This is a genomic window from Nonomuraea sp. NPDC050540 (assembly GCF_044457485.1).
In the GTDB taxonomy this organism is placed as follows: Bacteria; Actinomycetota; Actinomycetes; order Streptosporangiales; family Streptosporangiaceae; genus Nonomuraea.
The window spans coordinates 262,411-288,698 of record NZ_JBITHA010000005.1; the positions used below are offsets into that span (position 1 = coordinate 262,411).

Sequence of the window (26,288 nt, forward strand, 5' to 3'; positions counted from 1 at the left end):
GATCTGAACCAAGGCCCTGGCGCCATGCTCGACCTGATCGGCGCCATGGCCTTCCGCGCGGCAGGGACCGCCCAGCGGCTCGGCCTCTTCGAGGTTCTGGGCGCCGGCCCGCAGTCCGCCGCGGGCGTGGCGGCGAAGCTCGGCCTGCCCGGTGAGCCTCTGACCGTTCTGCTCGACGCGCTCGTGGGCTTCGGCTACCTGCGCAAGTCGGGTGACCTCTATACGGCGGGCCCGCCCGCCAGCCCGTGGCTCGACCGCAACGCCGACGGCGGGTTCGCGCCCACCCTGGCCGTCTGGCACGACCTGCTCGGCGAGCTGTGGCAAGGGCTGGAGGACGCGGTACGCACCGGGCGCCCGCCCGAGCCGTTCTACCCCTGGCTGGAGCGCAGCCCCGACCGGGTGCGCGACTTCCAGACGATGCTGGCGGGGCTGGCCGGAATGCTGGCCCCCGCGGTGGTCGAGGCCGCCCCGGAGATCGGCGGCAGCCTCCTCGACATCGGCGGCGGGCACGCGATCTACAGCATCGCCTTCTGCCGCGCCGCGCCCGAGCTGACCGCGACCGTCGTCGACCTGCCCGGCGCGCTCACGCAGGGCCGCGCCCACGTCGATGAGGCCGGGCTGGCCGAGCGGATCCAGCTCGTCCCCGGCGACCTGGCCGACCCCATCGACGGCAGCCACGACGCCGTGCTGCTGTTCAACGTCGTGCACGGCCTCGACCCCGAGGCCGGCGCCGACCTGGTCGCCCGTGCGGCCCGCGCGCTGCGGCCCGGCGGCGTCCTGCTCGTCCTGGAACCCTTCGCCGACCCGCCGGACGGCGCGAGGGCGCACGACACCGCCTTGCTGGGCGGCTTCAGCCTCAACCTCGCCGCCACCCAGGGCGGCCGTCTGTACACCTTCGACGAGGTCGCCGGCTGGGCCTCGGCGGCCGGGCTGAGCGGCGTCGAGCGCCTGCCGCTGTCGGCGCCGGGCACCGACGAACTGCTCGTGGCGCGGCGGGAGGCGCAGTGAAGATCGCGATCGTGGGGGCGGGGCCCGCGGGCAGCCTGCTCGCCTGCTACCTGGTCAGGCGCGGCCACCAGGTCGAGGTCTACGAACGCCGGCCGGACCCGCGCCGCTACGACGACGAAGAGGGCCGCTCGATCAACCTCGGCCTGTCGGCCCGCGGCATGCGGGCGCTCACCGACGTCGGGCTCATGGCCGAGATCCAGCCGCTGACCGTGCCCATGCGCGGCCGGGCCGTACACGCGCCCGACGGCAAGGTCGCCTTCCATCCCTACGGCAACCGCCAGACGGAGATCCTGCACTCGATCCGCCGCCGCGACCTGGTCATCAGCCTGGTCAACCAGGCCGACGCGGCCGGCGTGGCCTTCCACTTCGACACCACCCTGAGCGCCCTGCCGGAGGCGGACGCGGTCGTGGGCGCCGACGGCGCGTTCTCCACGGTCAGGACGCTCATGCACCGCGGCGCCCGCGCCGACTTCCGCCAGGAGTACCTGCCCTGGGGGTACAAAGAGCTGACCATCCCCAGGATGCCCAGCCACCACGAGGCGCTGCACGTGTGGCCCGGCGGCGACGACGGGCTCATCGTCACCCACCCGAACCTGGACGGCTCCGCCACCGCCACCCTCTTCCTGCCCTACGACAAGCTCGCCGCCATCACCGACCCGGAGGCGTTCTTCGCCGACCGCTTCCCCGACGCGCTCGCGCTCATCCCCGACCTGGCCAAGGAGTTCGCCGAGCGCCCCGTCGGCCATCTCGTCTCGATCCGCACCGCGCCGTGGCACCACGAGGGCCAGGTCGTGCTGATCGGTGACGCCGCCCACGCCGTCTACCCCTTCTACGGTCAGGGCATGAACTCCGCGCTCGAAGACTGCACCGTGCTCGACGCCTGCCTGGACGAGCATCCCGACGACCTGGCCGCCGCCTTCGCCGAGTTCGAGCACCGGCGCCGGCCGCACACCGACGTCCTGGACGAGCTGTCCAGGCAGAACTTCGTCGAGCTGCGCGAGCGGGTCCGCTCGCCGCTCCACCACGCGCGCAAGCGCGCCGATCTGACGTTGGCGAGGATCTTCCCCGGCCGCTGGGTTCCCCTCTACACCATGGTCTCCCACACCACCACGCCCTACGCGGACGCGCTCGCCAAGGCCAAGCGGCAGGACGCCGTCCTGCGCTGGGCCGCGGCGGGCGCCGCGGGACTCGCCGCCGTCGCCATGCTCGCCAGGAAGGTCCGCTAAACCATGCTCACGGATCCCACCGACCCCACTCGCGCGCTCATCGAAGTGGCCGACCTCGACGGGGACTCCGACCTGGTCAAGATGTACGGCAAGCCGCTGCGCGCCATCGTCGACTGGGCGCGCGCGTACCTGACCCGGCCCCATCCGTCCCTCGGCAGGAAAGGCCCCGTCTGCCCCTACGCCCAGACCTCCCTCGACCGGGGCACCTTCTACCTGGCCGTCTGCCCCGGCGAGCCGACCGTGGAGGAGCTGTCGGGCCTGCTGGCCGGATACCGCTCCTGGTTCCAGCGGCTGGTGGCGCCCGCCGGCGTCTCGCCGCAGTTCCGTACGATCCTGGTGCTGGTGCCCGACCTGCCCCACGCCCGCGCGGCCGACCTGATCGACGCCGCGCAGCTCCAGCTCAAGCAGGAGTATGTGGAGGCCGGGCTGATGATCGGCGAGTTCTACCCTGGGCCGCCGCCCAAGGCGGGACTCTGGAACCCCGACTTCAGGCCGCTCGGCAGCCCGGTGCCGCTGCTGGCGATCCGGCACATGGTCGCCAGCGACTTCCCGTTCCTCAAGGACGATCCCAAGCAGACCGCCGCCTACCTGGAGCGTTTCGGCGACCGCCCGCCGGCGGCGCTGCGCGAGGCCATCGCCGCGATCCGGCCCGGCTGACACCACTTCACGGGGGAAACCACCATGCTGCCTGTCCTGGCCGTCCTGCATGCCGAGGACGTCGCCCTGGAGTTCGTCTCCGTCCTGACCCGGCACCCGGACGACGACGTCCACGTGCTGGTCGGGGTGCCTGCCGCGGCGCTCGTCCTGCCGGGCGGACTGCCCTTGCGCGAGCGGCTCGGCCTGCTCGCGCCGTACGTCGAGCCCGGCCGCAACACCGCCGCCCCGCCCACACCCGAGCAGGTGGCCGAAGCCCTGGCCGCCCTGCGCGCCCCGGTGGTGTGGACCCACTCGCCCGCCGACCACCGCATGCGGCGGGCGCGCCACGGATGGACCGTGGCGCGGAGCGCGGGCGCGGCGCTCTGCTCGGCGGGTGACAGCGCGCACCTGCAGGTGCTCGCCGACCAGGCCGCCGCGCTCACCCCGGCCGAGGTGGCCGCGAAGATCGAGTTCGTGGTACGGCACGGCGCCGCGCTGCTGGCGAGCCGGGTGGCCGAGCGGCTGGTCACCACCGATCGGGTGCCCTCGGTGGAGCGGTTCTTCCGGGTGGACGCCGGGCGGGCCGACCGGCTCTACGCGCTCACGGCCAGCCTCGGGGAGGACGCCGCGCTGGCCGACGACCCGTGGGAGTTTCGCGGCTCGCCGTACGAGATGGCCCGTCTGGACGCCACGGCGGCGTGGGTGGCGCGCTGGTGCGTGCCGGAGGACGGGCCGGTGGTCGAGGTCGGCGCCTGCCAGGGGGCGCTGACCGCGCGGCTGCTGGCCAAGGGGTATGAGGTGCGCGCGGCCGAGCCCAATCCGCTCTTCCGCGACCGCCTGGAACGCGAGCACGGCGTGGCGGCGCTGCCCGACAGCCTGGAGGACCTGGCCGCGCACCGCCGCTGGCCGGCCAAGGTCTACCTGCTCGGCGAGATGCTGTACTACGGGCAGGACCTCGACGTGCTGCACGATCTGCCCGCGGAGGTCCTGCTCATCTCGCTGGCCGAGGAGCGCATGGCCGACACGATCTGGCCATGGGTGCGCGAGCAGGACGTCTGGCGGGTCGCCGAACGCCGCGAACTGGCCCCGCCCGCCCTCGAACAGGTCTGCGACGGCCTGGCCTACGTCCGAAAACGCGGCAGCCGGGGATTGGCGCTGACGCGAAACGGAGCCAGATAGTGAGCTTTCGCACGATTGTGCTCTCGCCACACTTCGACGACGCCGCGCTGTCGGTGTCGGGGCTGCTCAACGCGCTGCCCCGCCCGGCGGTGTTCGTGACCGTGTTCGGCGGCGCGCCGCCGAACGGCCGCGCGCCGTCGGCGTGGGAGCGGTTGTGCGGGTTCACCTCGGCCGCTGAGGCCGCCCGCGAGCGACGGGCCGAGGACGCCAGGGCGTGCGACCTGCTCGGCGTCGAGCAGCTCGTCCTGGACAACCCGGATCTGCCCGCCAACGGCGTACGGCTGGCCGGCCTGGCCGAATTCCTGCGCGCCCACGCCGGCGCGGCCACCAGGATCCTGATCCCGATGGGCATCGGCAACGCCGACCACGCCCAGGTACGCGACCAGGCGCTCGACACCCTGGCCGGGGCAGGGCTGCCCGCGCCGTGGATCTACGCCGACCTGCCGTACGCCTCGGTCGTGCCCGAGTGGGGCACCGAGGCGGCGGCGGGCGCGCTGGCCGAGCATCCCCGGGCGGGCGCGCCGATCAGGGCGTTGTCCTGTGCCATCGCGCCCTGCCGCGCGCCGTCGCTGAAGGGCGAGGCGTGGGTGGCCAAGCGCCGGGCGGTGCTGGCTTACGCCTCCCAGCTGGCGCCGCTGGCCACCGATTTCGGGGAGGTGCTGGCGATGCCGGGGCCCCTTATGCACGAACTGGTCTGGGCGGCTCGCTTCTGACCTCGGTAATGCCAAGGCCTCAAGATACTTTCCACCGATCGTTCCCATGCGGATTTGGGCTTGAGGGGCTGCACGCCAAGAACGCACCAATACTCCCTTTATCTCCTTATATGTGACTTATGCGGTGTTAGCGTCGATTTGTCGGCATATAGGGGCTCCCGTCAGAGGGAGCTTGTTCATGAGGAGGGGAATCATGGCGAATGTCGGCTTCTCGACAGACTGGGATGGCTGGGGCCATGGCCACCGCCGTCGCCACAGGCGGAGGCGTCACCGTAGATGGCGCCGCTGGGGTGGCGGCTGCCGCAGGCGTTGGTGGGGAGGAGGGTGGTGGTGGTAACACACCCTGCCTGAGCACCCGGGAGCCGGCGGTTCTTACCGCCGGCTCCCGCTATGTCCGGCATTCAGGCCGGCTTCCGCTATGTCCGGCGGTTCATGTCGCCGGGCTCTCGCCATGTCTGGCGGTTCTGTCGCCGGGTTCTCGCTGTTTCCCGATGTTCCTGAGCGGGCGCCGGCGCAGCGGCAGGCCGGGGCCGCCCGCGACGAGCAGCCCCGCATGGGCCGTCAGGACGGTGCCGGGGACCTCCAGCCCGTGCTCCTCCCACGCGCCTCCGGGCAGCATGGTCAGCAGCAGGCCGCGCTCGTCCACCGCGAACAGGCGCCCGTTCATCCCGCCGAGGCTGACGGCGCCGCCCGAGGATCCGGCCGGCTCCCATCCGGAGGATCCGAAGGGCTGGCGCCACAGCTCGCCGGTGGCGGTGGCCACGTAGAAGGCGCAGTCGGCTATGGCCAGGCCCACGGGGTTCTCCGGGGCCGGGGCCAGGTCGAGCCAGGCCGTACCGGTGCCGTCGAGTTGCAGGAGGCGGCCCTCGGCGGAGACGCCGTAGAGGGCGACGCCGCGGCCGCCGGCGGCCTCCCTGGGAACCGCCAGGCCGCGGAGGTCGGCGGTGGCGGCGGTGGCGGCCCAGGGCAGGTTCTGGCCGCACAGCTCGCGTCTCAGGAGCCTGCCGCCTGCTCCCGCCGCGTACAGGGTGCGGCCGAACACGGCCATCGCCCGCAGGTCGGCGCTCGGGCCGATGACCTCCCACCGCTCGCTCTCCTCGGCGGAGAAGCGGTCGATGACGTTTCTGGTGATGCGCTCGACGACCGGGTCGTGCAGCGTGTTGCCCCAGTTGACGGTGGCCGCGGTGAAGACCTGGCCGAGACCGCTGGTGAAGACGCCCATGGTGGCCATGCCGCCCTGGCCGTAGGAGGCCCAGTGGCGCAGGTCGGCGGTGGCCAGCACGACGAACGAGGCTGGCGTGCCGTCCCGTGCGGTCACCCGCGGCACCCCGCCCACCTCCTCGAACTCGGCCGCGTCGGTCTCGTAGCCCAGGCAGCCCCGCCCGAACTCGTCCCCGTCGGTCAGCCCGGTCCCCTCGAAGACCCAGTGCGAGGCGAAGCGCGCCGTGTAGGACTCCTCCAGCATGCGCGGCATGTACGGTCCCCACGTCCCCGCCCCGGCACGGAAGCTGACGCCGGTCAGGGAGTTCTCCGGACGGCCGGCGGCCGACCACTCCACCGTGGCCAGGCGCGGATCGGCGACCGGGTCGGCGATGGCGTCCCGGTGGCAGACCATGGTCCGCCCGCCGTCCTCCAGCCGGATCTGCCACCACGCGGTGTTGCCGGCGAAGAAGGCGACGTTGCCGCCCAGGCGGACGAACTCCTCGACGGCGTCGCGCATGCCGGCCGTCCAGTACTCGTCGTGGCCGTTCACCACGAGCACGCGGTGGCGGGTCAGCAGGTCGAGCCCGTCATGCAGGTCCAGGTTGGAGCAGAACGCCACGTCGTAGCCGGCCGGGCGCAGCCAGCGCAGCATGCCCTGCTCCCAGCGTTCGGGGGAGGGGCCGACGCCGGGGCGGTCGAAGCTGACCCTGGCGGCCCGGTGCGGGGACTCGGTCCAGTAGACGCCCTCGCCGGGCACGCCGGACCTGTTGTACGCCTGCCAGGTGGTGAACGGCAGGCTGACCAGGATCGGGGACGTCGCGACGGCTTGCCGTACGACGAAGTAGACCTCGTTGTCGGGGCAGGGACGCCCGCCCGGCAGGCTCTGCGGCCAGGGGATCTCGGCGCCGAACCGGGCCCGGTAGAGGGAGCTGGGCCAGTCCGCGCCGATCTCCAGCTTCCAGTCGCGCGTGGCCGTACCGGAGAAGAGGACGCGCTCGTCGGCGACGTCGGCGACCTCGACGCCGGCGGGCGCGGAGAGCGTGAACCGCAGTGAGGACCCCTGCTCGCAGGATGTGGCGGCTGCGTAGGCGCTGACGGTCATCGGCGGGCCGTCTCGACGAGCAGGGACTCCAGGTCCAGCAGGTAGCGCTCCATGGCGGGGCGCGGCAGGTAGCGGGTGTCGGCGGTCAGCGAGACGCCCTCGCCGGTCACGTGCACGCAGAACCTGCAGTTGAGCATGTCCTGGCTCATCGGCCACTCCAGCGCGCTGTCCTCCAGCGCCTTGTCGAGTTCGGCTGCCGAGCAGGGCGCGGGGCCCGGGTCGGCCAGGCGCATGTCGTTGAAGCAGCAGTTGGGGTGGACGGGTTCGCCCCTGCGCTCGCTCTCGGCGGCGACCACGCGCGCCCGGTCAGCGGGGTCGTGGTAGGCGGAGCGGTAGGCGCGCATCGCGGCGGGTCCCGCGGCGCTCAGCACGTCGGTGAACTCGCCGCTCACGTCCAGCGTGAACAGGCCCTCCTGGGAGAGCGTGCTGACGATGCCCAGGCTGTCGCGGCGGAAGCGGTTGGCCACGATGGGCAGCATCGCGCAGGTGTCGTGGCCGGAGTGCCGGCCGGCGAGCTGGGCGGTGGCGGCCAGCAGGACGGTCGAGGTGGAGGTGTGCCGGGCGTACGCGATCGCGCGGACGGCCAGGCCCAGCGCGGGGGAGCGGAGCATCGCCCGCCAGATGGGCGGCGTGCTCGTCTCGCCGCCCGGCTCGGCGAACATCGTGGCGGGCGCGCGGTGGTGCTCCTCCGCCCAGTGCGCGGCGGCCGCTTCGGCGACCCGGCGGCCTTCGGCGCCGCCCTGCCAGCGGGCCAGTTCGAGCGGCTGCGGGGCGCGGGACCCGGCCACGTGGCCGCGCAGGATCAGCGCGCGCAGGTCGCGGACGGCGATCTCGGCGCCGATCCCGTCGGCGGCGAGGTGACAGAAGACCAGCACCGCGTGGGTGACCGCGTCGCCGTCGGCCACGAGCGCGACGCGCAGCGGCCACTCGGCGGAGTAGTCGAACCGGGTGGCGGCCAGGTCGTCCAGCACTTTGCCCGGGTCGCCCTCGACGACCTCGACGGGCAGGCCGCCCTTGGCGAAGAGCCGTTGCTCGGCCCGGTCGCCGAGGCGGGTGCGCAGGGCGCCGTGCCGTTCCACCAGAGCGCCCAGCGCGCTCGTGACCTCGGCGGCCGAGCGCCGGCCCGGCACCTTGAGCACCCGGCCGAAGTTGAAGTAGTGGTCGTCGGGGGCGGTGCGCTGGATCGCCTCCCAGATCGCACGCTGCCCCCAGGTCAGCGGCGCCGTGCCCGAGTCGCGCGCGGCGAAGTCGGCGCTCATCGCGCGGCCAGCCGCCCGGCCAGCGCGTCGAGGTCGTCGAGCAGCGCCACGCCCTCGTCGGTGAGGTCGATCTCGACGCCGAACTCCGACTCGATCGCGTCGATCAGGCGTAACTGCGCGATGGAGGTGAGTCCGAGCGCGCTGAGCGGTACTCCCGCCGTCAGCGCCTCCTGGGCGCTGATCTCACCGTCGGACGACTCCGCGACGAGCTCGGCGAGTCTTTCCTTGATCATCACTTGCCCGGCCTCCTGGATGGAGAGCACCTTACTGGAAAGATTCTTTACTGTTGAGTGTTCCATGGATCTTCCGAAGACCGCAAGGCCAGCAGTGCAAGGGGTTCGGGGCTTGTCTCCGTCGCGGCAGCGTGCGAGACTGGCGCTCGTTGAAATAAAAGGAAACTTTCCTAATAGAAAGACGTCCGAGCCTGGGGGCGATCGTGAGCGTGACGCTTCCATCCCTTCTCCGCGCGCGAGCCGCCGCGGACCCCGGTCGCGTGGCGATGACCGTCCACGGCACGGGCTCGCTGACCTTCGGTGAGTGGGAGACCAGGTCGACCGACCTGGCCGCCGCGCTGGTCGAACGGGGAGTCCGCGAGGGTGACCGGGTGGGGCTGGTCTATGGCAATGGCGACTGGCTCGACTACGCCGTCGCCTTCTTCGGGGCGGTGAAGGCGGGCGGCGTGGCCGTACCACTGTCCGACCGGCTCGCGCGGGCCGACATCGACGCGATGCTCGCCCACTGCGGCGCGAGCGCGGTCTTACGCCCGGGTGAGGTCCCGCACGTCCTGGCCGCCGCGGCCGCGCCGTCGCTGCCCGCGCCCGGGTCCCTCGCCCAAATCCTCTACACCTCCGGAACCACAGGGCGCCCCAAGGGCGTCTCCGCCACCCACGCCAACCTCGCCCACGGCTGCGGCGGCCGGCGCCGCCCCTTCGCCCACAGCAAGCACCTGGCCCACGCCTTCCCGATCGGCACCAACGCCGGTCAGTGGATGCTGGTCAACGCGGTGGACGCGCACCCCGAGACGGTGACGCTGCCCCGCTTCACACCCGGCCGCTTCGCCCAGCTCATCCAGCACTACGAGGCCGGCACGGTCTTCGTGGTCCCCGCCATGGCCATCGAGATGCTCGCCGCCCGCGTGCACGAGCGCCACGACCTGTCGAGCGTGCTGCTGCTCGGCTCGGCCGCCGCGCCGCTGCCCGCCAAGATCGCCGTGGGGCTCGGCGACGCCTTCCCCCACGCCACGATCACCAACTACTACACCTCGACCGAGGCCGCGCCCGCCCAGACCGTCATGATCTTCGACCCCGACCGACCGTCCAGCGTGGGCCGACCGGCCTCGGGCGGCGCCGTGAAGATCGCCACAGCGCAGGGCGAACCCCTGCCGGCCGGCACCACGGGCGAGGTCTGGATGCGCTCGCCCGCCGCGGTCCGCGCCTACTACGGCGACGCCGCGGCCACCGGCGAGGTCTTCCGCGCCGGCTGGGTCCGCATGGGCGACCTCGGCTACCTCGACGAGGACGGCTACCTCTACCTGGTCGACCGCGAGAGCGACGTCATCAAGTCCGGCGCCTACAAGGTCTCCACCATCCACGTCGAGGACGCCGTCTACCAGCACCCCGACGTCACCGAGGCTGCCGCCTTCGACGTGGCGCACCCGACGCTCGGCAAGGCCGTCGCGGTCGCCGTCGTCGGCCCGGTGACCCACGAGGAGCTGCGGATCTTCCTCAAGGAGCGCCTGGCTCCCCACGAACTGCCCGTCCGCCTCATCTCCCTCGACGCTCTGCCGCGCAACCACAACGGCAAAGTGGACAAACACGCACTTCGAGAGGTTGTTAGATGACCGAAGCGACCTTCACCCAGCACGGCATGTGGATCATGGAAACCATGGGCGCCGGGTCGGCTTACCACATGCCCTTGACCGTCCGCTTCGCCACTCCGCCCGACCGCGAGCGCCTGGCCGCCGCCGTGACCAGGCTCGTGGAACGGCATCCGCTGCTGGCCTGCGCCGTCGAGGAACGCTCCGGCGTGCCCCACCTGATCCCCGCGGCCCTGCGGCCCGCGCTCGACGCGCAGCCCGTCGACGGGCCCTTCGACCTGGAGAAGGGGCCGCTGATCCGCTTCACGCTGGCCGGTGACCGCCTCCTGGTCCTCGCCCACCACCTGGTCTTCGACGGCCAGTCCAAGGACGTGCTGGTCGCCGACCTCGCCGCGTTCTACGAGGGCCGCGAGCCCGCCTCCTTGCCGGCGTTCGACGTCGCCGCCGCCCAGCGCGAGCGCGTGGCCGCCCAGTTGGAGGACGCCAAGGCGTTCTGGTCGGCGCGCTGGCGGGAGCCGGGCGAGGTGGCGGTGCCCGGTGGACGGCTGCGCTCGCGCCGCGCGGGCGAGGGCGGCGTGCTGGAGTTCACGCTGGAACCGCCGGAGCTGCCCGGCCTGACCAGGTTCGAGGTCGTCCTGGCGGCTCTGCACACGCTGCTGCGCTCCTATGGCAACGAGCACGTCGTGACCGCGGTCGACCTGTCCACCCGCACGCCCGCCGAGACCGGACGGATCGGGGCGTTCGTCAACGAGGTGCCGGTCTTCGGCGAACCGTCTCCCGACACGACGTTCGGGGACTTCGCCGCCGGGCTGCGTGCCGAGCTGCGTCTCGTGTACGGCTTCCGCGAGGTGCCCGTGGCGCGTGCCGTACCGGGGATCAGGCCACACGCGTCGCTGGCCCCCGTCAGCGTCAGCTACCGCAAGGCCGGACCCGAGATCCCCGGCTGGCAGGTCGAGTGGCTGGCCTTCAACGAGGCCGTACGCGGCGCCCTGCAGCTCCAGCTCCTCGACGGCCCCGAGGGCCTGACCGCCAGCCTGCGCCACGACCCGCGGGAACTGCCCGACCCCGGCCGCGTCGCCGCCGACCTCCAGGCGCTCCTGGCCCGCATCGAGCCCGGCCGCCCCCTGAAGGAACTGACCCCCTTCCACGACCTGGCCACCGCCGCGCCCGAGGAGTCCAGGCAGGCCGCCGCCGAGGCCACGCCCGGCGACCCGCTGCTCGCGGAGATCACCGCGATCTGGGAGGAGGTGCTCAAGTTCTCGCCGGTGGAGCCGCACGACGACATCTTCGACCTCGGCGGGCACTCGCTGACCATCACCCAGATCATCGCCCGCGTCCGCAAGCGCCTCGGCGTCGAGATCGAGCTGGACGACTTCTTCGACAACCCGACCATCGCCGGGCTCGTCGAGGTGATGCGCCGATGACCACCACGCTCGACCGGGCGATGGTGCCGAAGCTCGACGACGCGGACCTGTCCCTCATGCTGGAGATCAGGGCGTTCGAGCTGAAGCTGCTCGACCTGTTCTCCCAGGGCCTGCTCAACGGCACCACGCACACCTGCCTCGGCCAGGAGTACGTGCCCGTGGCCCTGCGCCCGCTGCTCACCCCCGGCGACCACGTCTTCAGCAACCATCGCGGCCACGGCCACTACCTGGCCCGCTTCGGCGACCTCGAAGGGCTGCTGGCCGAGATCATGGGCCGCGAAGGCGCGGTCTGCGCGGGCGTCGGCGGCAGCCAGCACATCCGCCGCGACGGCTACCTGTCCACCGGCGTCCAGGGCGAGAGCCTGCCCGTCGCCGCCGGTGTCGCCCTGCACCTCGCGCGGGCGGGCTCCGGCGCGCTCGCGCTCGTCTACATCGGCGACGGCACCTTCGGCGAAGGAGCCGTCTACGAGGCGCTCAACATCATCGCGCTCTGGCGGCTGCCCGTCCTCGTCGTGGTCGAGAACAACGGCATCGCCCAGTCCACCCCGATCGCCTCGCACCTGGCCGGCACGATCGCCGGCCGGGCCGCCGCCTTCGGCATCGGCCACCACCTGGTGGAGGGCTTCGAGCTGCAGGGCATCCGCACCGCGCTGGAACCGCTGATCGCGCGGGTACGGCAGGGCGACCCGCTGATCGCGGAGTTCGCCACCCATCGGATCGGCCCGCACAGCAAGGGCGACGACACCCGTCCGCCCGAGGTTCTGAGCGAACTGCGCGACTGGCGCACCCTCTACGCCGCCGCCCACCCCGAGCAGGCAGAACGCCTCGACCAGGCCGCCCGCGCCCGTGTCGAGGCCGTCGCCGCCGACGTCGTCGCCCGTCCGCCGTCCCGATGGGCGCGCCCATGAGAGTCGCAGAGAACCTCAACACCGCCCTCCACACCCTCATGGACACCCGCCAGGACCTGTACCTGCTCGGCGAGGACGTCCTCGACCCCTACGGCGGCGCCTTCAAGGTCACCCGCGGCCTGTCCACCCGCCACCCCGGCCGCGTGCTGGCCACCCCGATCAGCGAGAGCGCGATCACCGGCGTCGCCGCCGGCCTGGCCCTGTGCGGCGACAGCGCCATCGTGGAGGTCATGTTCGGCGACTTCGCCGCACTCGCCTTCGACCAACTGCTCAACTTCGCCTCGAAGTCCGTCTCCATGTACGGCTCCCGCGTACCCATGCGCATGATCGTGCGCTGCCCCGTCGGCGGCGGCAGAGGCTACGGCCCCACCCACAGCCAGAGCCTGCAGAAGCACTTCGTCGGCATCCCCGGCCTCGCCCTGTACGAGATGTCGCACCTGCACGACAACCTCGCCGTCCTCCAGGAGATGCTGGCCCGCGAGGAGCCGTGCGTCCTGTTCGAGGACAAGGTCCTCTACACCCGCCCCATGCACACCGTGCGGCCCCCCTTCACCGTCGAGAACACCGGTGGCGTCGCCCGCGTCTCCCTCGACACCCGGCCCGACTGCGTGATCGTCGCACCCGGCGGTATGGCCCACCGGGCGCTGGCCGCCATGCACTCGCTGTTGATGGAAGAGGAGATCTCCTGCACCCTGCTGGTCCCCTCGCGCCTCTACCCGTTCGACGTCGACGTGCCCGCCGCGCCGCACGTCTTCGTCGTCGAGGAGAGCACCGCGGGCGGCACCTGGGGGGCCGAGGTCGCCCACGCCGTCCACCGGCGGCACTGGGACCGGCTGGCCGGCCCGGTGACGCTCGTCCACTCCGCGGACTCCGTCATCCCCACCGCCGCCCACCTGGAGCGCGAAGTGGTCGTGGACGAGACCGTGATCCACCGCGTCATCAGAGAGGTCATCCGTGGCTGAGCTGCGCGTGCCCAAGCTGAACAACAACGACACCGAGTACATGATCGTCGAGTGGCTGGTTCCCGACGGGACCGAGGTGCACGAGGACGACGCGGTCGTGCTCGTGGAGACCTCCAAGGCGACCGAGGAACTCCCCGCCGACACCACCGGCGTCCTGCGCCACGCGATGAAGGCCGGCGCCTGGTGCCGCCCCGACGAGGTCATCGCCACCATCGGCTCCGACCCCGCCGCGGCCCCCACGTTGGATTCCGCGCGCTCCACCGCCGAGCCTTCCCCGCCCGCCATGCCCTCCGCGGGCTCCGGGCCGTTGGTGACCGCGCCCGCCCAGGTCCTCATCGACCAGCACGGCATCACGCCCGAGCAGGTCGCGAGTCTAGGCGTGCATCTGGTACGGCGGGCCGACGTGGAACGCCTGCTGACCCAGGCGGACCGGCGCGAACTGCCCCGCGTGCAACGTGCCGTCGCCAGGGCCGTGGAGCTGTCCCACCAGACCATCCCGGCCGCCTACGTCGCGGTGCGCATGAACCTGACGCCCGCGCTGGAGCGAGCCAGCGCCCTGACCAAGGAGGTCCGGCGGCCCGTGGGCGTGGCCGAGATCTTCGTCCAGGCGGTCGCGGGGCTGCACGGGGAGTTCCCGCTGTTCTTCGCCAGGCTTGATGGCAACCATGCGGTTCTGTCCGCCACGCCGGACATCGGGGTGACGGTGGACCTGGGGGAGGGCCTGTACGTGCCGGTGGTGCACGACGCGGCCGGCCGTACCCTCAAGGACCTCGCGGGCACGCTCATGAAGCACCGGCTGGCCGCCACGACCGGCGACTTCAAGGAGTCCGACCTCACCGGCGCCAACTTCGTCGTGACCCTGCACACCGAGGGGGAGGTCGAGATGGCGATCCCGTTCGTCTTCCCCGGCACGGCCGGCGCGCTGGCCGTGACCTCACCGGCCGACGGGGCTCCGGCGCTGATCGGGCTGGCCTACGACCACCGGCTCATCAACGGCCGGGACGCCTCGCTGTTCCTCGCCGCGTTACGGACGGCCGTGACCGGCTGGACGGGCGGGACGCTCGCGTAGCGGGCCAAGGTCCCCGGGCCCAGGGGTTCGGGCCCGGAGGGCAGGCGTTCAGGCGGTGCGTGTGAAGCCGCCGCCTGAACGCCGACCTACGGGCCGTTGACCCTTCAGGGCGCCACGGAGTCGGTCGTCGCGCCGGCGCTGGGTCATCCCACGGGTTGTCATCCCACTCGCGGTCAGCCCAGGACCGGGTGTCAGGCGGTGAGGAGTTCGACGGCGGCCATCGCGTTGGCCCTGGCCGCGCCATACGTGGCGATGTAGGCGGCACTCTCGGGCTGCCACACGGGCAGGCCCATCTCGATCACCGTGGTGTCGGGCCGGGCGGTTACCAGCATGGTGACGAGGCGCCGGCTGGCCGTGTGCCGATGGGCGTCCTTGACGACGACGATGAGCGAGCGGCCTCTGGCGCGTTCCAAGATCCCCAGCGGGTCCGCGTCGTCGGGCTTCAGCCTGACCGTCTCCGCCTCGGGCAGTTCCAGGCCCCACGGCACGTCGCCGACGGCGATCGTGGGCGGCGTGTCGAGTTCGACCACGAGGGGGTTGGTGAGCGGGTTCGTGGCGCCGGTCAGGCGGACCGCGCGGCGCGCGGCGGCCAGGCCGACCACGTTCAGCTCGGCTGTGGGGGCGGTGCCGGAGCCGAACCACTCGCGCAGCGCGGCCACCCGGGCCGCGGACTCCTCCAGCCGCTCGACCGGCACGGTGGCGGCGATCTCGGCGATGACGCGCTGGACGTCGTCGTAGCCGGGGACGGGGCCCAGGCACAGCATGTCCGCCCCGGCGGCCAGCGAGCGCGCGGCGCCCCCCGCCAGGCCCACGCTCTTGGTGATCGCGTGCATGTCGAGGGCGTCGGAGACGACGACGCCGTCGTAGCCGAGCTCCTGACGGAGCAGCACGCTCAGCGCGGCGGCGGACAGGGTGGCGGGGGTGTCGCCGGTGAGCGCGGGCACCGCGACGTGCGCGGTCATGATGGACTTGGCGCCTGCCTGGATGGCCGCCTGGAAGGGTGCGAGCTCGCGTTCGTACAGGACGTCCATGGTGACGTCCACGATGGGGATGGCCAGGTGCGAGTCCATGCGGGTCGCGCCGTGGCCGGGGAAGTGCTTGACGCAGGCGGCCACGTTCACCGACTGCAGGCCGCGTACGGCGGCCACGGTGTGGCGGGCCACCAGCGCGGTGTCGCTGCCGAACGAGCGGGTGCCGATGACGGGGTTGTCGTCGGCGGTGTTGACGTCGGCGTCGGGGGCCATGTCCAGGTTGATCCCGCAGGCGGCGAGTTCCGAGCCGATCGCCCGGTAGACCCGGTGCGTCAGCTCGACGTCGTCCACCGCGCCCAGAGCGGCGTTGCCCGGGTAGGGGCTGCCGACGTGGTAGGCGAGACGGGTGACGTCGCCGCCCTCCTCGTCCAGCGAGATGACGGGCTCCCCGGCCGCCCGCAGGGTGCCGGTCAGCTCCGCCACCTGGGCGGGGTTGCCGACGTTGAAACCGAAGAGCGTGACGCCGCCGAGGCCTTGCTCCAGCTCCCTCAGCACCCAGTCGGGCGCGGTGGTGCCTTGGAAGGCGACGAGCAATGTGCCGGCCGCCAGGCGGCGCAGCCCCCGATCACTCTGACTCATATCTCCTCATCACAGAGGTTGGTGAGCTCGCGCCGCGGCCTGTACGGCGGGCGGCGCGAGCCGCTTGCGGGGTGCTAGCCCTTGACGGCCCCGGCCACCAGGCCGGAGACCATACGGCGTTGCACCAGCAGGAAGAAGATCAGGACCGGGATCGTCATCAGTGTCGACGCGGCCATGATGCCGCCCCAGTCCGTCGAGCGCTGTCCGACGAAGAACGACAGCGCCCTGGGCATCGTGAACTTGCTGGAGTCCTCGATCAGCGTGAGCGCGAAGACGAACTCGTTCCAGGCCGTGATGAACGAGAAGATGCTCGTGGCCACCAGGCCCGGCGCGACCAGCGGGAACAGGACCCGCCAGAAGGTGGTGAAACGGCTGGCGCCGTCGATCCAGGACGCCTCCTCCAGCTCCTTCGGGACGGCGGCCACGAAGGTGCGCAGCATCCATACGGAGAACGGCAGCGTCAGGCCGACGTTGATGACGATCAGGCCGAGCAGTTCGTTGTAGAGGCCCATCTGGCGCACGTTCAGGAACAGCGGGATGAGCAGCGCCTCGGACGGCACCATCTGCACGATCAGCAGCAGGATGAGGAAGCTCGTCCGGAAGCGGAACCGGAAGCGCGCGACCGCGGTGGCGGCGAGCAGCGCGAACACGGCTCCGATGATGATCGTGCTCACCGACACGATCACGCTGTTCATCATGTAGGTCCAGATGGAGTTGCCGTTGATGCCCTTGGTGAAGGCACGCTCGACGTGCTCGAGCGTCGGCGGCATCGGGAACGGGATGAACGAGGTGCTGTTGAGCTGGTCGTTGGGCTTGAAGGCAGCCGTGATCATCCAGTAGACCGGGAAGATCGCGAAGAGGAAGACGGCGATGCCGGCCGTGTTGAGGCCGATCTTGCCGAGCCTCTTGCGGGTCACGGGATTCATCGGACGTCCTCCGTCTTCACGATCTGCCGTACGTACACGAACGTGATCAGCAGCAGGATCACGGTCAGCACGACGGCGATGGCCGAGCCCAGGCCCATGTCGGGCGGCGGGCTGAAGGCCTCGATGTAGCTCCACACCGAGAAGTTGAAGGCCTCACGGGGCATGTTGGTGCCGCCGGCCAGGATGAACAACTGGGTGAAGACCTTGAAGTCCCAGATGATGGAGAGCACGACCAGGACCGAGAAGACCGGCCGCAGCAGCGGGAAGGTGATCTTCCTGAAGGTCTGGAAGGCGGTGGAGCCGTCCACTCGGGCGGCCTCGTACAGCTCGCTCGGGATGCTCTTCAGACCGGCCAGGATCGAGACCCCGATGAAGGGGAACGACGCCCACACCACGGTGACGACCAGCACGAAGTAGATGTCGAGCGGGTCGTTCAGCCACGGCACGCCCGCCCACTCCGCGCGTCCGAACAGCAGTTGCGAGAACCAGTCGGGCAGCAGGTTGAGGAACCAGTTGACCACACCAGCGTCGGCGTCGAAGAGCCACTTCCAGACCACGGCGGCCGAGGTCGGCGGAACCGCCCAGGCGGCCATGGTGCCGACGATGACCGTGGTGGACATCTTCGGGCCGAGCTTGTGCAGGAGCAGCCCGACAAGGGTGCCGAGGACCAACGTCAGCGCCACGGTGACGACCGCGAAGATCACTGTGTTGCGGACGGACACGCCGAAAAGGTCGGACTGCAACGCCGCGGTGTAGTTGTCGGCGCCGACGAACTCCGCGGGCAGCGGGTTCCTCGGCCGGATCTGCCGCAGCCCGACCTTGTGGAAGGACATGTCGACCATCTGGTACAGCGGATAGAGCAACAGCACCGCGATGACCAATAGGCCGGGCAGGAGCAGGGCGTACGGGACAAACCGCGGAGGCAGTCCGCTGGGCCGGCGCGGCGGCTTGGCCCGCCGCGCCGAGGCGGAGGCGCGGTGACCTCCGCCTCGGGCGATGGTTGACGTATCACTCATCGTTTACTGCTGGTTGAGGATGGACTCGAGCTCGGTGTTGGCGGCGGCCAGAGCCTCGTCGACGGTCGCCTCGCCCTTGATCACCTTGCGCGCCGCGTTCTGCAGCACGGCCTTGGTGTCGTTGGCCTCAGCCCAGTTGGGGCTGGCCGGGAAGCCCTTGGCGACCGCGAAGGTGTCGGTGAACGCCTTCTGCATCGGGTCCTCGCCGAGCTTGGCCAGGGCCTCGGGGTAGAGCGGGAGCAGGCCCTCCGAGGTGGCGTAGGTGGTGCCGAACTCCTTGCCGGCGGCGAGCTTGATGTACTCGGCCGCGAGCTCGGGGTTCTTGGTGTCCTTCCAGATGGCGATGTCGTTGCCGCCCTGGAAGGCCGGGGCCGGTCCGCTTCCGTCCTTGTTGGGGAGCGAGAAGAAGGCCATCTTCGACTCGTCGATCTTGCCCTTGCTCTGCTCCTTGACGGTCGTGATGTCCCAGCCGCCCGTCACGAACATGCCGACCTTGTTGGCGGCGAAGCGCTGGCCGATCTCGATCGAGTTCAGGTTGAGCCTGGACTTGCCGGACACGCCGTCCTTGGCGACCAGGTCCGTGTAGAACTGGAAGCCTTCCTTGAAGCCGGGCTCGGTCAGCTTGCCGACCCACTTGCCGCCCTCGGAGGCGGCGAAGTCGCCACCTGCCGACCACACGAACGGGGAGAGGGACATGTTGGCGTCGGAGCCGCCGTTGAAGGCGAAGCCGTCGACGTCCTTGCCCTTCTTCTCCTGGATCTTCTTGGCCGCCGCGACGATGTCGGCCCAGGACTTCGGAGTCTCGATCTTGAGCTCGTCGAACCAGTCCTTGCGGTAGAGCACGGCGCGGGTGCCGCCGCCCCACGGAACGCCGTAGATCTTCCCGTCGATCGTCTCGTAGCTCCACAGGTTCTGCGGGATCGACTGGAAGTCGGGGGTCGACTTGGCGAGGTCGGTGATGTCCTGCAGCGCGTCCTGCTTGACCCAGGCGGCGACCTGGTCGTTGCCGAACTCGGTCACGTCCGGGCCCTCACCGGCGGCCAGGGCGGTGGTCCACTTCTTCTGGGCGTCGGGCCACGGCACGAACTCGACCTTGACGTCAGCGCCGGTGAGCTCCTTGAACTTGGTGTTGATGTCGTTCATGAGCTTGGTCGAGACGTCCTTCGGCGTGCCCAGACGCCACATCGTGAGCGTCTGACCCGCGAACTTCTGGCCCGGTGCGGCGCTCGACGCGCCTTCGGACGGTGCCGCGGAGGTCTTCGGCGCCTCGGAGCCTCCACAGGCGGCCACGCCAAGAGCCAGAGCGGCTGTGGTGACCGTAGTGGCTGTGATCTTCGCGATCCTCACAGGGTTCTCCCTTCCATGGTGCTGGCCTACGGTCGGCACCAGGCTGGCTGATCGTCAGTCCGAACGATTGCTGCTAAACTAACAAGAAACTTTATTAAAAGAAACAGACCGTTAGCCGATCGTGACGAGAGGAGGCGCATTCATGAGCCGAAGCCCGGGAACCCCGCGGCTGCTGCGCCGGCTGAACGACAGATCGGCACTCGAACTGCTCCTTTACCAAGGACCGTTGACCCGCGCCGAGCTGGGGGAACAGACGGGACTTTCCAAGGTAACCGCAGGCCAGCTCCTCGCCCGACTGGAAGATCGTGGGCTCGTGGAGGTGGTCGGCGAGCGCGCCGGCGGCAGAGGGCCGCACGCCGCCCTGTACGCCGTGGTTCCGTCGAGCGCCTATGTCGCCGGATTGGAAGTTCTGCCCGACAGCCTGACCGTCGGTGTGGCCGACATCACAGGTAAAATCGTGGTCGAGGTGACGGTCAATCCGCGGGGCGCCAAGGATCCGGTCAAAGCGGTGCACTCTGCCGTACAACGGGCGTGTGCTTCGGCCAACATCAGCCAGTCGCAGCTGCGCTCATTCGTCATCGGCACCCGTGGCGTCGTCGACCCCCGCTCCGGCGACGTGCGCTTCTCCCACGACCTGCCCGACTGGCACGTCGGCGTGCTGGCCAGCCTGCGCCACACCCTCGGCGCCTCGGTGACGATAGAGAACGACGTCAACCTCGTCGCGCTGGCCGAGCACCGCTACGGCGCCGCCGCCGGGCACGAAGACTTCGCGGTCATCTGGGCGGGTATCGGCCAGGGCCTCGGCGTCATGCTCGGGGGACGGCTGCACCGCGGCCTCACCGGCGGCGCGGGCGAGATCGGCTGGCTGCCCGTCCCCGGCGAACCGCTGCCCACCGACGTCCGCCACCCGCAGTCCGGCTCGTTCCAGCGGCTCGTCGGCCACGAGGCGCTTGAGGGCCTGGCCAAGCACCACAAGGTGAGCGGCCTGTCCGTCGCCGACCAGGTACGCAACGGCGGCGACCGCTACCTGGACGAGGTGGCCGCCCGGCTGGCCGTCGGCTGCGCCGCCATCGCCGTCGTCCTCGACCCGGGGCTGATCGTGCTCAGCGGCGACATCGGCCGCGCGGGCGGAGCCCGCCTGGCGGCCAAGGTGGAACGGGCCGTGGCCCGCGTCTGCCCCTCGCCCTCCCGCGTCGTGACCACCGGCGTGGCCGGCAATCCGGTGCTGCGCGGCGCGCTCGTGGCCGCGCTGGAGCAGGCCCGTGAACAGGTCTTCTCCGACACTGTGTGAGAATTTATGCCCATGGCGGCTGACATCGTGCTGATTTCGGACCCTCGGGTGGCGGCGATTCCGGTTCGGGAGAGCGGGGAGCCACTCGCCGACGTACGCGGGCGGCTGCGCGTGGACGACCGGCTGGCCGACGCGATCGGCGCCTACGCGCACCTGCGTTCCGGCCTGCTGGCCCGGCTGGAGAAGGCTGAGAACCTCCTGCCGTCCGGCTACCACCTGCTGATCGTCGAGGGCTATCGCCCGATCCCCACGCAGCGGCACTACTTCGAGGAGTACCGCGACCAGCTCCAGGCCTCCTTCCCGGAGATGACGCCCGCGGAGGCGCACGTCGCGGCCAGCCGCTACGTCTCGCCGGTCGAGGTCGCGCCGCACACCGCCGGCGCCGCCGTCGACCTGACGCTGTGCTCGCCGGAAGGCGTCGAGTACGACATGGGCACCGCCGTCAACGACAACCCCGAGCAGAGCGACGGCGCCTGCTACACCGGCGCCGCCAACATCGGTCCCGAGGCCCGCGAGCACCGCGCCATCCTGGGCAAGGCGCTCGACGAGGCGGGCCTCGTCAACTACCCGACCGAGTGGTGGCACTGGTCCTACGGCGACCGCTACTGGGCCTTCACCACCGGCGCCTCCTTCGCCCTCTACGGGCCTACGCCCTTCTGAGGTTCCCCAGCAGCACGTCGAGGCCGGCGGCGTAGGCGGCCAGCCGCTCCGATGGCATCCCGGCGAACAGCATGGCCGCCGCGTCCGCGCGCCCTTCCTCCATGGCGCGCACCGCCGCCGTGCCCCGCCCGGTCAGCGTGACGAGCGTGGCCCGCCGGTCGTCGGGGTGCGGCTCGCGGGTCACGAACCCGGTGGCCGCGAGGCCGTCCACCAGGCCGGTGATGTTGCGCGCGCTCACCGCCAGGGTGCCGGCCAGTTCCCGCTGCTGCTGCGGCCCGCGCCGGCCGAGCTCGCGCAGCAACTGCGCGCGGGACGGCGTCAGGCCGTCGGCCGCGAGCCTGCGCTCCATCTCCTCGCCGAGCAGTTCGGCCAGCTCAAGCGTCCGCTCGAATATCTCAATGGTCATGTAGTGATGCACCTTCACTATATGCTAGCTTCACGATATGCGGAACCTACCATTTGAGCGCCCTGCCCCGTTCAGCCCGACGCCGGTCCACGACGAGTTGCGCCGTACCGGACCCATCGCGAGAGTCGTGACCGCGGACGGTCAGCCCGCGTGGGTGGTCGTCGGGGCGGCGCTGGCCCGCCAGGTGCTGTCCGACGCGCGCTTCACGATGGCCCCGCCCGGCACGCCCGAGGGGCCCGCCTCGCTGCTCAGCGACGGCGCGCCGCACGCGCGCCTGCGCCGCCTGCTCTCCCGCGCCTTCACCCCCCGCAATCTGGAACGGCTTCGCCCCGCCATCACCACGCTGGCCGGCGAGCTCGTGGCCGAGCTGCGCGAGCGCGGACCCGGCTCCGACCTGGTCTCCATCGTGGGCCGCCCGCTGCCGCTCGGGGTGACCAGCCACATGCTCGGCATCAGCGTCACCGACCGCGAACGCTTCTACACCTGGGCCGACGCCGCCTCCGGCATCACCGGCGGCGGCGAGGGCTTCGAGCGGGCGTGGGGCGAGCTCACCGCCTACTTCCCGAGCCTGATCGCCGCCAAGCGCGCCGACCCGGGTCCCGACCTGCTGAGCGAGGTCATCGCGGTCCGCGACGCGGACGACGGCCGCCTGAGCGACGACGAGCTGTTCACGACCGCCATCTCGCTGGTCTTCGGCGGCTACCTCACCGTGGCCAACACGCTGTCGATCGGCGTCGTCCACCTCGGCGAGGCCGGCGGGCTCGCCCGGATCGAAGACGTCCCCACGGCCGTCGAGGAGATGCTGCGCTACTCCGCCGGCCTCCACGGCGAGGCCTTCGCGCGCTACGCGCAGACGGACATCGACCTCGACGGGGTACGGCTGGCAGCCGGCGACCAGGTCCTCGTCCGCCTGGAGGCCGCCAACCAGGACCCCGACCTCATCCCCGACCCGGCCCGCTTCGATCCCGCCCGCACGCCGAATCCGCATCTGGCCTTCGGCCACGGACCCCACCACTGCATCGGCGCCGCGCTGGGCCGCATGGAGCTGGTCGCCGTCGTCGGCGCGCTGGCCGAGCAGCTGCCCGGCCTGCGGCCGGCCTGCGCGCCAGAAGACGTCCCGTGGACCGGCAACCCCCTCGACAACGGCCCCGCCAGCCTCCCCGTCACCTGGTCTTGAACAAGGCTTGTAATTTTTGAATGGCCGTTTAAACTTCTGAACGTGCCATCAGAAAGCCGGACGTTCATCGAAGAGGCCCGCCGCGCGCAGATCATCGACTGCGCCATCGACGCCTTGGCGACGCTCGGCTACCAGCAGGCGTCCATGACCAAGATCGCCAAGCTGGCCAAGATCAGTCCGGGTGTCATCTCCTACCACTTCGGCGGCAAGGACGAGCTGATCGACGCCGTCGTCACCCACGTGGTCGAGCTCGCCACCGGCCTGATGATCCCCCGCATCATGGCGCAGACCACCGCGGCCGCCGCGCTGACCGCCTACATCGAGTCGAACCTCGAGTTCATGCGCCTGCACCGCAACCCGCTGATCGCCCTCGTGGAGGTCATCCTCCACGAGCGCGACGGCCCCTACTCTGGCCAGCAGGAGATCGCCCTCACCGACCTGGAGAAGGTCCTCGACTGGGGCCAGCAGACCGGCGAGTTCCGCGACTTCGACCAGCGCTCCATGGCGATCGCCATCCGCGGCGCCATCGACGCCGTCCCCACCTACCTGATCAGCAACCCGGACTACGACCTCGGCACGCTCACCGCCGAGCTGACCACCACCTTCTCCCTCGCCACCAGGAGCCCGGCATGACGCCCGCACTGGACATCAGTGGTCTGACCAAGCGTTTCGGCGACAAGCTCGCGGTCGACGACATCGCGCTGACCGTGCCCCAAGGCTCGTTCTACGGCCTCGTCGGCCAGAACGGCGCAGGTAAGACCACCGCCCTGTCCATGGCGGTCGGCCTGCTGCGTCCCGACAGCGGCGGCGCACGGATCTTCGGCCAGGACGTCTGGGCCGACCCCGAGAAGGCCAAGGCGCTGGTCGGCGTGCTGCCCGACGGCCTGGCCATGCCGGAACGGCTCACCGGGCGCGAGGTGCTCACCTACCTCGGGCTGCTGCGCGGCCTGGCCAAGGACGTCGTCGCCACGCGGGCCGAGGAACTGCTGGCCGTACTCGAACTGGATCAGGCGGAGAAGACGCTGGTCATCGAGTACTCCACCGGCATGCGCAAGAAGATCGGCCTCGCCACCGCGCTGCTGCACGCGCCGCGGCTCCTGATGCTGGACGAGCCGTTCGAGGCCGTGGACCCCGTCTCCGCCGCGACGATCAAGACGATCCTGCGCGGCTTCGTCGCGGGCGGCGGTTCGATCGTGCTGTCCAGCCACGTGATGGCGCTGGTCGAGCAGCTGTGCGACCACGTCGCGGTGATCGACAAGGGCCGCGTGGCGGCCGCCGGCCCGCTCGACGAGGTCCGCGGCACGCGGACGCTCGAGGACACGTTCGTCGAGCTCGTCGGCGACCAGGGCAACGGGATCAAGGAGCTGTCGTGGCTGTCGCGCTGACCATGGCCCAGATGAAGATCGCGGTCCTGCGCCACTCCATGCGCGGCGAGCGCGCCCAGATGGCCGGGACCGGCGCCGCCCTCGGCGCGTGCCTCGCCGCCGGCACCGTCTACCTGGGCTTCCAGGGCGCCGACCTGCTCGCCGCCGGCTACGCCGTGTGGATGCTCGGCTGGATGCTCGGCCCCGTCTTCATGGGCGGCGGCGACGAGACGCTCCGCCCCGAGTACTTCTCCCTGCTCGGCCTGCCCCCGCGCCGCCTGGCGACGGGCCTGCTCGTGGCCGCCTTCGTCGGCCTCTCGCCGCTGGTCAGCCTGGTCGCGCTGCTCGGTCTCGTGATCTTAGGGGTACGGCTCGGCGTGGCCAACGCCCTGATCGCGCTGCCCGCGGCGGTGCTGCAGCTGGCCGTGTTCGTGCTGCTGTCGAAGGTGTCGGTGGGCCTGGTCGGCCTCGCCCTGCGTTCGCGGGCCGGGGCCATCGGCTCCGGTCTGCTCAACGGCGCCATCCTGGCAGGGCTCGGCCAGATCTGGGTGTTCTTCTGGGCCTTCGGGCAGATCGGGGTGCCCGCGGCGGTCTGGTACCTGCCGTCCGGCTGGGGCGTCCTGGCCGTGCAGGGCCAGTGGTGGGCGCTGGGCGCGCTGGCCGTCCTCGTCCTCCTGCTGCTGGGCGCATGGGCCGCGCTGCTCAGCCGCCGGGCCGGCGCCGTACGCCCCTCCACCCGCGGCCGCCGCCCCATCACCGCCGCCACCCCCGGCGGCGCGATCGTCGCCAAGGAACTGCGTACCTGGTCCCGGGACCTGGCCCGCAACCACCAGCTGACCTTCGCGCTCTCCTACGGCATCTGCTTCGCCGCCAGCCCCCTGATCCTCGGCTGGAACGGGATGCTCCCCTTCGCCGGCCCGATCTTCGTCGTCATGGCCGCCGCCATGGCCGCCAACCTCTACGGCACCGACGGCACCGCCCTCTGGCTCACCCTCATGACTCCGGGCCCCGGCGACGTACGCGGCCGCCAGCTCGCCTGGCTCTCCACCCAGGCTCCCATCGCGATCGTCCTGACCGTGGCCTTCACCGGCATCACCGGCGGCCCCTGGCCCCTGATCCTCGCCCTCCTCGCCGCCTTACTGGGCGGCGCCGCCGGACTGGTCCCCCTGATCTCCCTCTACGCCCTGGTCCCCGGCACCGACCCCCACCGCCGCGCCGGCAACCCGCTCCGCACCACCGAGGACGACGGCGGTCTGACCGGCCTCGCGTACGTCATGCTCGCCCTGGTGGCGCTGACCGGCGCGCCCGCGGCCCTGATAGCACTCCGATACGGCTGGATCGGCGTGGCCGCCGGCCTCCTCACCGGCGCCCTGTACTACTGGGGGTTCGGCCTGCTGGCGGAACGCCGCCTGCGCACCCATGGCCCCGAACTCCTCAACATCATGCGCACCGGCCGCAAGGCCGAGACCACGGTGACCTCGCGTTACAACTCCCTGTCCAAGAAGCAGAAGACCATCGCATGGTGGTGCCTCGGCTTCGGCGCCATCCCCCTGTTCCCCCAGGGCATCGTGGCCGCCGTCTTCGTCGCCAACGACATGCTCCGCCACACCTGGTTCCTGGCCACCTACATGCCTCCAGGCCTCCGCTACCCGGTAGCCGCAGCCATGATCGCCCTGGGCCTCACCATGTACACCGTGGGCGCCCGAATCCTAAAAGCCCCCAAAAACCCCTAACCCCACACCGCCCACGGACCCCCGCGGACTCCCGCGGACCCCCGCGGACTCCCGCACGCCGATCCTGCCCACGGACCCTGTCCACCGCACATCCGCCCCCGCCCACGAACCCCGCACATCCGCCCCCGCCCACGAACCCCGCACATCCGCCCCCGCCCACGAACCCCGCACATCCGCCCCCGCCCGCGGACCCCCGCGCGCCGCTTCTGCCCACGGACCTTCACCACCGCCCCCGCCCCGTCCACGAACCCCA

The 26,288-nt window shown here is 71.3% G+C and carries 24 protein-coding genes; 16 read left to right on the plus strand and 8 right to left on the minus strand.

Translation table 11 applies throughout. The features are described 5' to 3' along the window. Positions 1 to 24: 24 nt before the first annotated feature. From ACIBI5_RS19160 to ACIBI5_RS19180, 5 genes are read left to right on the plus strand one after another with little or no spacing between them, the layout of a single operon-like run. Positions 25 to 1,008, plus strand: coding sequence for a methyltransferase (locus ACIBI5_RS19160; RefSeq protein ID WP_397248426.1), 984 nt, complete (start codon positions 25 to 27; stop codon positions 1,006 to 1,008). Continuing rightward, positions 1,005 to 2,234: an FAD-dependent oxidoreductase gene (locus ACIBI5_RS19165; protein ID WP_397248428.1), complete on the plus strand. Its 1,230-nt coding sequence runs from the start codon at positions 1,005 to 1,007 to the stop codon at positions 2,232 to 2,234. The genes ACIBI5_RS19160 and ACIBI5_RS19165 overlap by 4 nt, the downstream gene beginning before the upstream one ends. A gap of 3 nt (positions 2,235 to 2,237) precedes the next feature. After that, complete coding sequence (locus tag ACIBI5_RS19170) at positions 2,238 to 2,891, plus strand: DUF6875 domain-containing protein (RefSeq protein ID WP_397248430.1); 654 nt, start codon at positions 2,238 to 2,240, stop codon at positions 2,889 to 2,891. A gap of 24 nt (positions 2,892 to 2,915) precedes the next feature. Further along, positions 2,916 to 4,049 carry a hypothetical protein gene (locus ACIBI5_RS19175; protein ID WP_397248432.1) on the plus strand — a complete coding sequence of 378 codons (1,134 nt, stop codon included), beginning with the start codon at positions 2,916 to 2,918 and terminating at the stop codon, positions 4,047 to 4,049. After that, positions 4,049 to 4,762, plus strand: coding sequence for a PIG-L family deacetylase (locus ACIBI5_RS19180; RefSeq protein WP_397248434.1), 714 nt, complete (start codon positions 4,049 to 4,051; stop codon positions 4,760 to 4,762). The genes ACIBI5_RS19175 and ACIBI5_RS19180 overlap by 1 nt, the downstream gene beginning before the upstream one ends. A 430-nt stretch (positions 4,763 to 5,192) precedes the next feature. Here the strand turns inward: ACIBI5_RS19180 and ACIBI5_RS19185 are convergent, their stop codons facing one another. Genes ACIBI5_RS19185 through ACIBI5_RS19195 form a run of 3 tightly spaced genes read right to left on the minus strand, consistent with a single transcriptional unit; the run spans position 5,193 to position 8,559 of the window. Continuing rightward, positions 5,193 to 7,067 (minus strand): N,N-dimethylformamidase beta subunit family domain-containing protein, encoded by a 1,875-nt coding sequence (locus ACIBI5_RS19185; protein ID WP_397248437.1) that lies wholly within the window; start codon positions 7,065 to 7,067, stop codon positions 5,193 to 5,195. After that, positions 7,064 to 8,326: a condensation domain-containing protein gene (locus tag ACIBI5_RS19190; protein WP_397248439.1), complete on the minus strand. Its 1,263-nt coding sequence runs from the start codon at positions 8,324 to 8,326 to the stop codon at positions 7,064 to 7,066. The genes ACIBI5_RS19185 and ACIBI5_RS19190 overlap by 4 nt, the downstream gene beginning before the upstream one ends. Continuing rightward, positions 8,323 to 8,559 (minus strand): acyl carrier protein, encoded by a 237-nt coding sequence (locus ACIBI5_RS19195; RefSeq protein WP_184966776.1) that lies wholly within the window; start codon positions 8,557 to 8,559, stop codon positions 8,323 to 8,325. Before ACIBI5_RS19195 ends, ACIBI5_RS19190 begins: the two co-directional genes overlap by 4 nt. A 203-nt stretch (positions 8,560 to 8,762) precedes the next feature. Between ACIBI5_RS19195 and ACIBI5_RS19200 the strand changes: the two genes are divergently transcribed. The 5 genes from ACIBI5_RS19200 to ACIBI5_RS19220 are packed head-to-tail and all read left to right on the plus strand — an operon-like array spanning position 8,763 to position 14,505. After that, positions 8,763 to 10,166 (plus strand): class I adenylate-forming enzyme family protein, encoded by a 1,404-nt coding sequence (locus ACIBI5_RS19200; protein WP_397248441.1) that lies wholly within the window; start codon positions 8,763 to 8,765, stop codon positions 10,164 to 10,166. Then, on the plus strand, positions 10,163 to 11,566 hold the full coding sequence (locus tag ACIBI5_RS19205) for a condensation domain-containing protein (protein ID WP_397248443.1): 1,404 nt from the start codon (positions 10,163 to 10,165) through the stop codon (positions 11,564 to 11,566). The genes ACIBI5_RS19200 and ACIBI5_RS19205 overlap by 4 nt, the downstream gene beginning before the upstream one ends. Next, on the plus strand, positions 11,563 to 12,474 hold the full coding sequence (locus ACIBI5_RS19210) for a thiamine pyrophosphate-dependent dehydrogenase E1 component subunit alpha (RefSeq protein WP_397248445.1): 912 nt from the start codon (positions 11,563 to 11,565) through the stop codon (positions 12,472 to 12,474). Before ACIBI5_RS19205 ends, ACIBI5_RS19210 begins: the two co-directional genes overlap by 4 nt. Further along, complete coding sequence (locus ACIBI5_RS19215) at positions 12,471 to 13,436, plus strand: alpha-ketoacid dehydrogenase subunit beta (RefSeq protein WP_397248447.1); 966 nt, start codon at positions 12,471 to 12,473, stop codon at positions 13,434 to 13,436. The genes ACIBI5_RS19210 and ACIBI5_RS19215 overlap by 4 nt, the downstream gene beginning before the upstream one ends. Next, positions 13,429 to 14,505 carry a 2-oxo acid dehydrogenase subunit E2 gene (locus ACIBI5_RS19220; protein WP_397248449.1) on the plus strand — a complete coding sequence of 359 codons (1,077 nt, stop codon included), beginning with the start codon at positions 13,429 to 13,431 and terminating at the stop codon, positions 14,503 to 14,505. The genes ACIBI5_RS19215 and ACIBI5_RS19220 overlap by 8 nt, the downstream gene beginning before the upstream one ends. 191 nt (positions 14,506 to 14,696) lie before the next feature. On the opposite strand, the gene ACIBI5_RS19225 is transcribed toward ACIBI5_RS19220, so the two are convergent. The 4 genes from ACIBI5_RS19225 to ACIBI5_RS19240 form a co-directional block, all read right to left on the minus strand. Further along, positions 14,697 to 16,115 (minus strand): glycoside hydrolase family 3 protein, encoded by a 1,419-nt coding sequence (locus tag ACIBI5_RS19225; protein WP_397248451.1) that lies wholly within the window; start codon positions 16,113 to 16,115, stop codon positions 14,697 to 14,699. A 74-nt stretch (positions 16,116 to 16,189) separates the two neighbouring features. After that, a complete protein-coding gene (locus tag ACIBI5_RS19230) occupies positions 16,190 to 17,041 on the minus strand; it encodes a carbohydrate ABC transporter permease (protein WP_397248453.1) in 852 nt (283 codons plus the stop codon). Further along, positions 17,038 to 18,057: a carbohydrate ABC transporter permease gene (locus tag ACIBI5_RS19235; protein WP_397248455.1), complete on the minus strand. Its 1,020-nt coding sequence runs from the start codon at positions 18,055 to 18,057 to the stop codon at positions 17,038 to 17,040. Before ACIBI5_RS19235 ends, ACIBI5_RS19230 begins: the two co-directional genes overlap by 4 nt. A gap of 3 nt (positions 18,058 to 18,060) precedes the next feature. After that, positions 18,061 to 19,404 (minus strand): extracellular solute-binding protein, encoded by a 1,344-nt coding sequence (locus ACIBI5_RS19240; RefSeq protein ID WP_397248457.1) that lies wholly within the window; start codon positions 19,402 to 19,404, stop codon positions 18,061 to 18,063. Positions 19,405 to 19,546: 142 nt separating this feature from the next. Here ACIBI5_RS19240 and ACIBI5_RS19245 point away from each other — a divergent pair, with 142 nt between their 5' ends. Then, positions 19,547 to 20,695, plus strand: coding sequence for an ROK family protein (locus ACIBI5_RS19245; RefSeq protein WP_397248459.1), 1,149 nt, complete (start codon positions 19,547 to 19,549; stop codon positions 20,693 to 20,695). A gap of 12 nt (positions 20,696 to 20,707) precedes the next feature. Next, positions 20,708 to 21,355: a M15 family metallopeptidase gene (locus ACIBI5_RS19250; RefSeq protein ID WP_397248461.1), complete on the plus strand. Its 648-nt coding sequence runs from the start codon at positions 20,708 to 20,710 to the stop codon at positions 21,353 to 21,355. Here the strand turns inward: ACIBI5_RS19250 and ACIBI5_RS19255 are convergent. Beyond that, positions 21,342 to 21,761, minus strand: coding sequence for a MarR family winged helix-turn-helix transcriptional regulator (locus tag ACIBI5_RS19255; RefSeq protein ID WP_397248463.1), 420 nt, complete (start codon positions 21,759 to 21,761; stop codon positions 21,342 to 21,344). The genes ACIBI5_RS19250 and ACIBI5_RS19255 overlap by 14 nt on opposite strands. Positions 21,762 to 21,888: 127 nt before the next feature. Between ACIBI5_RS19255 and ACIBI5_RS19260 the strand changes: the two genes are divergently transcribed. From ACIBI5_RS19260 to ACIBI5_RS19275, 4 genes are read left to right on the plus strand one after another with little or no spacing between them, the layout of a single operon-like run. Further along, the gene (locus ACIBI5_RS19260; protein WP_397248465.1) at positions 21,889 to 22,938 is read left to right on the plus strand and encodes a cytochrome P450; all 1,050 of its coding nucleotides are present in this window, start codon (positions 21,889 to 21,891) and stop codon (positions 22,936 to 22,938) included. A 42-nt stretch (positions 22,939 to 22,980) separates the two neighbouring features. Then, positions 22,981 to 23,571 carry a TetR/AcrR family transcriptional regulator gene (locus ACIBI5_RS19265; RefSeq protein ID WP_397248467.1) on the plus strand — a complete coding sequence of 197 codons (591 nt, stop codon included), beginning with the start codon at positions 22,981 to 22,983 and terminating at the stop codon, positions 23,569 to 23,571. Next, positions 23,568 to 24,323 carry an ABC transporter ATP-binding protein gene (locus ACIBI5_RS19270; RefSeq protein WP_397248469.1) on the plus strand — a complete coding sequence of 252 codons (756 nt, stop codon included), beginning with the start codon at positions 23,568 to 23,570 and terminating at the stop codon, positions 24,321 to 24,323. The genes ACIBI5_RS19265 and ACIBI5_RS19270 overlap by 4 nt, the downstream gene beginning before the upstream one ends. Further along, positions 24,308 to 26,035, plus strand: a complete 1,728-nt coding sequence (locus ACIBI5_RS19275) for a hypothetical protein (RefSeq protein WP_397248471.1) — start codon at positions 24,308 to 24,310, stop codon at positions 26,033 to 26,035. Before ACIBI5_RS19270 ends, ACIBI5_RS19275 begins: the two co-directional genes overlap by 16 nt. The last annotated feature ends 253 nt before the right edge of the window (positions 26,036 to 26,288 follow it).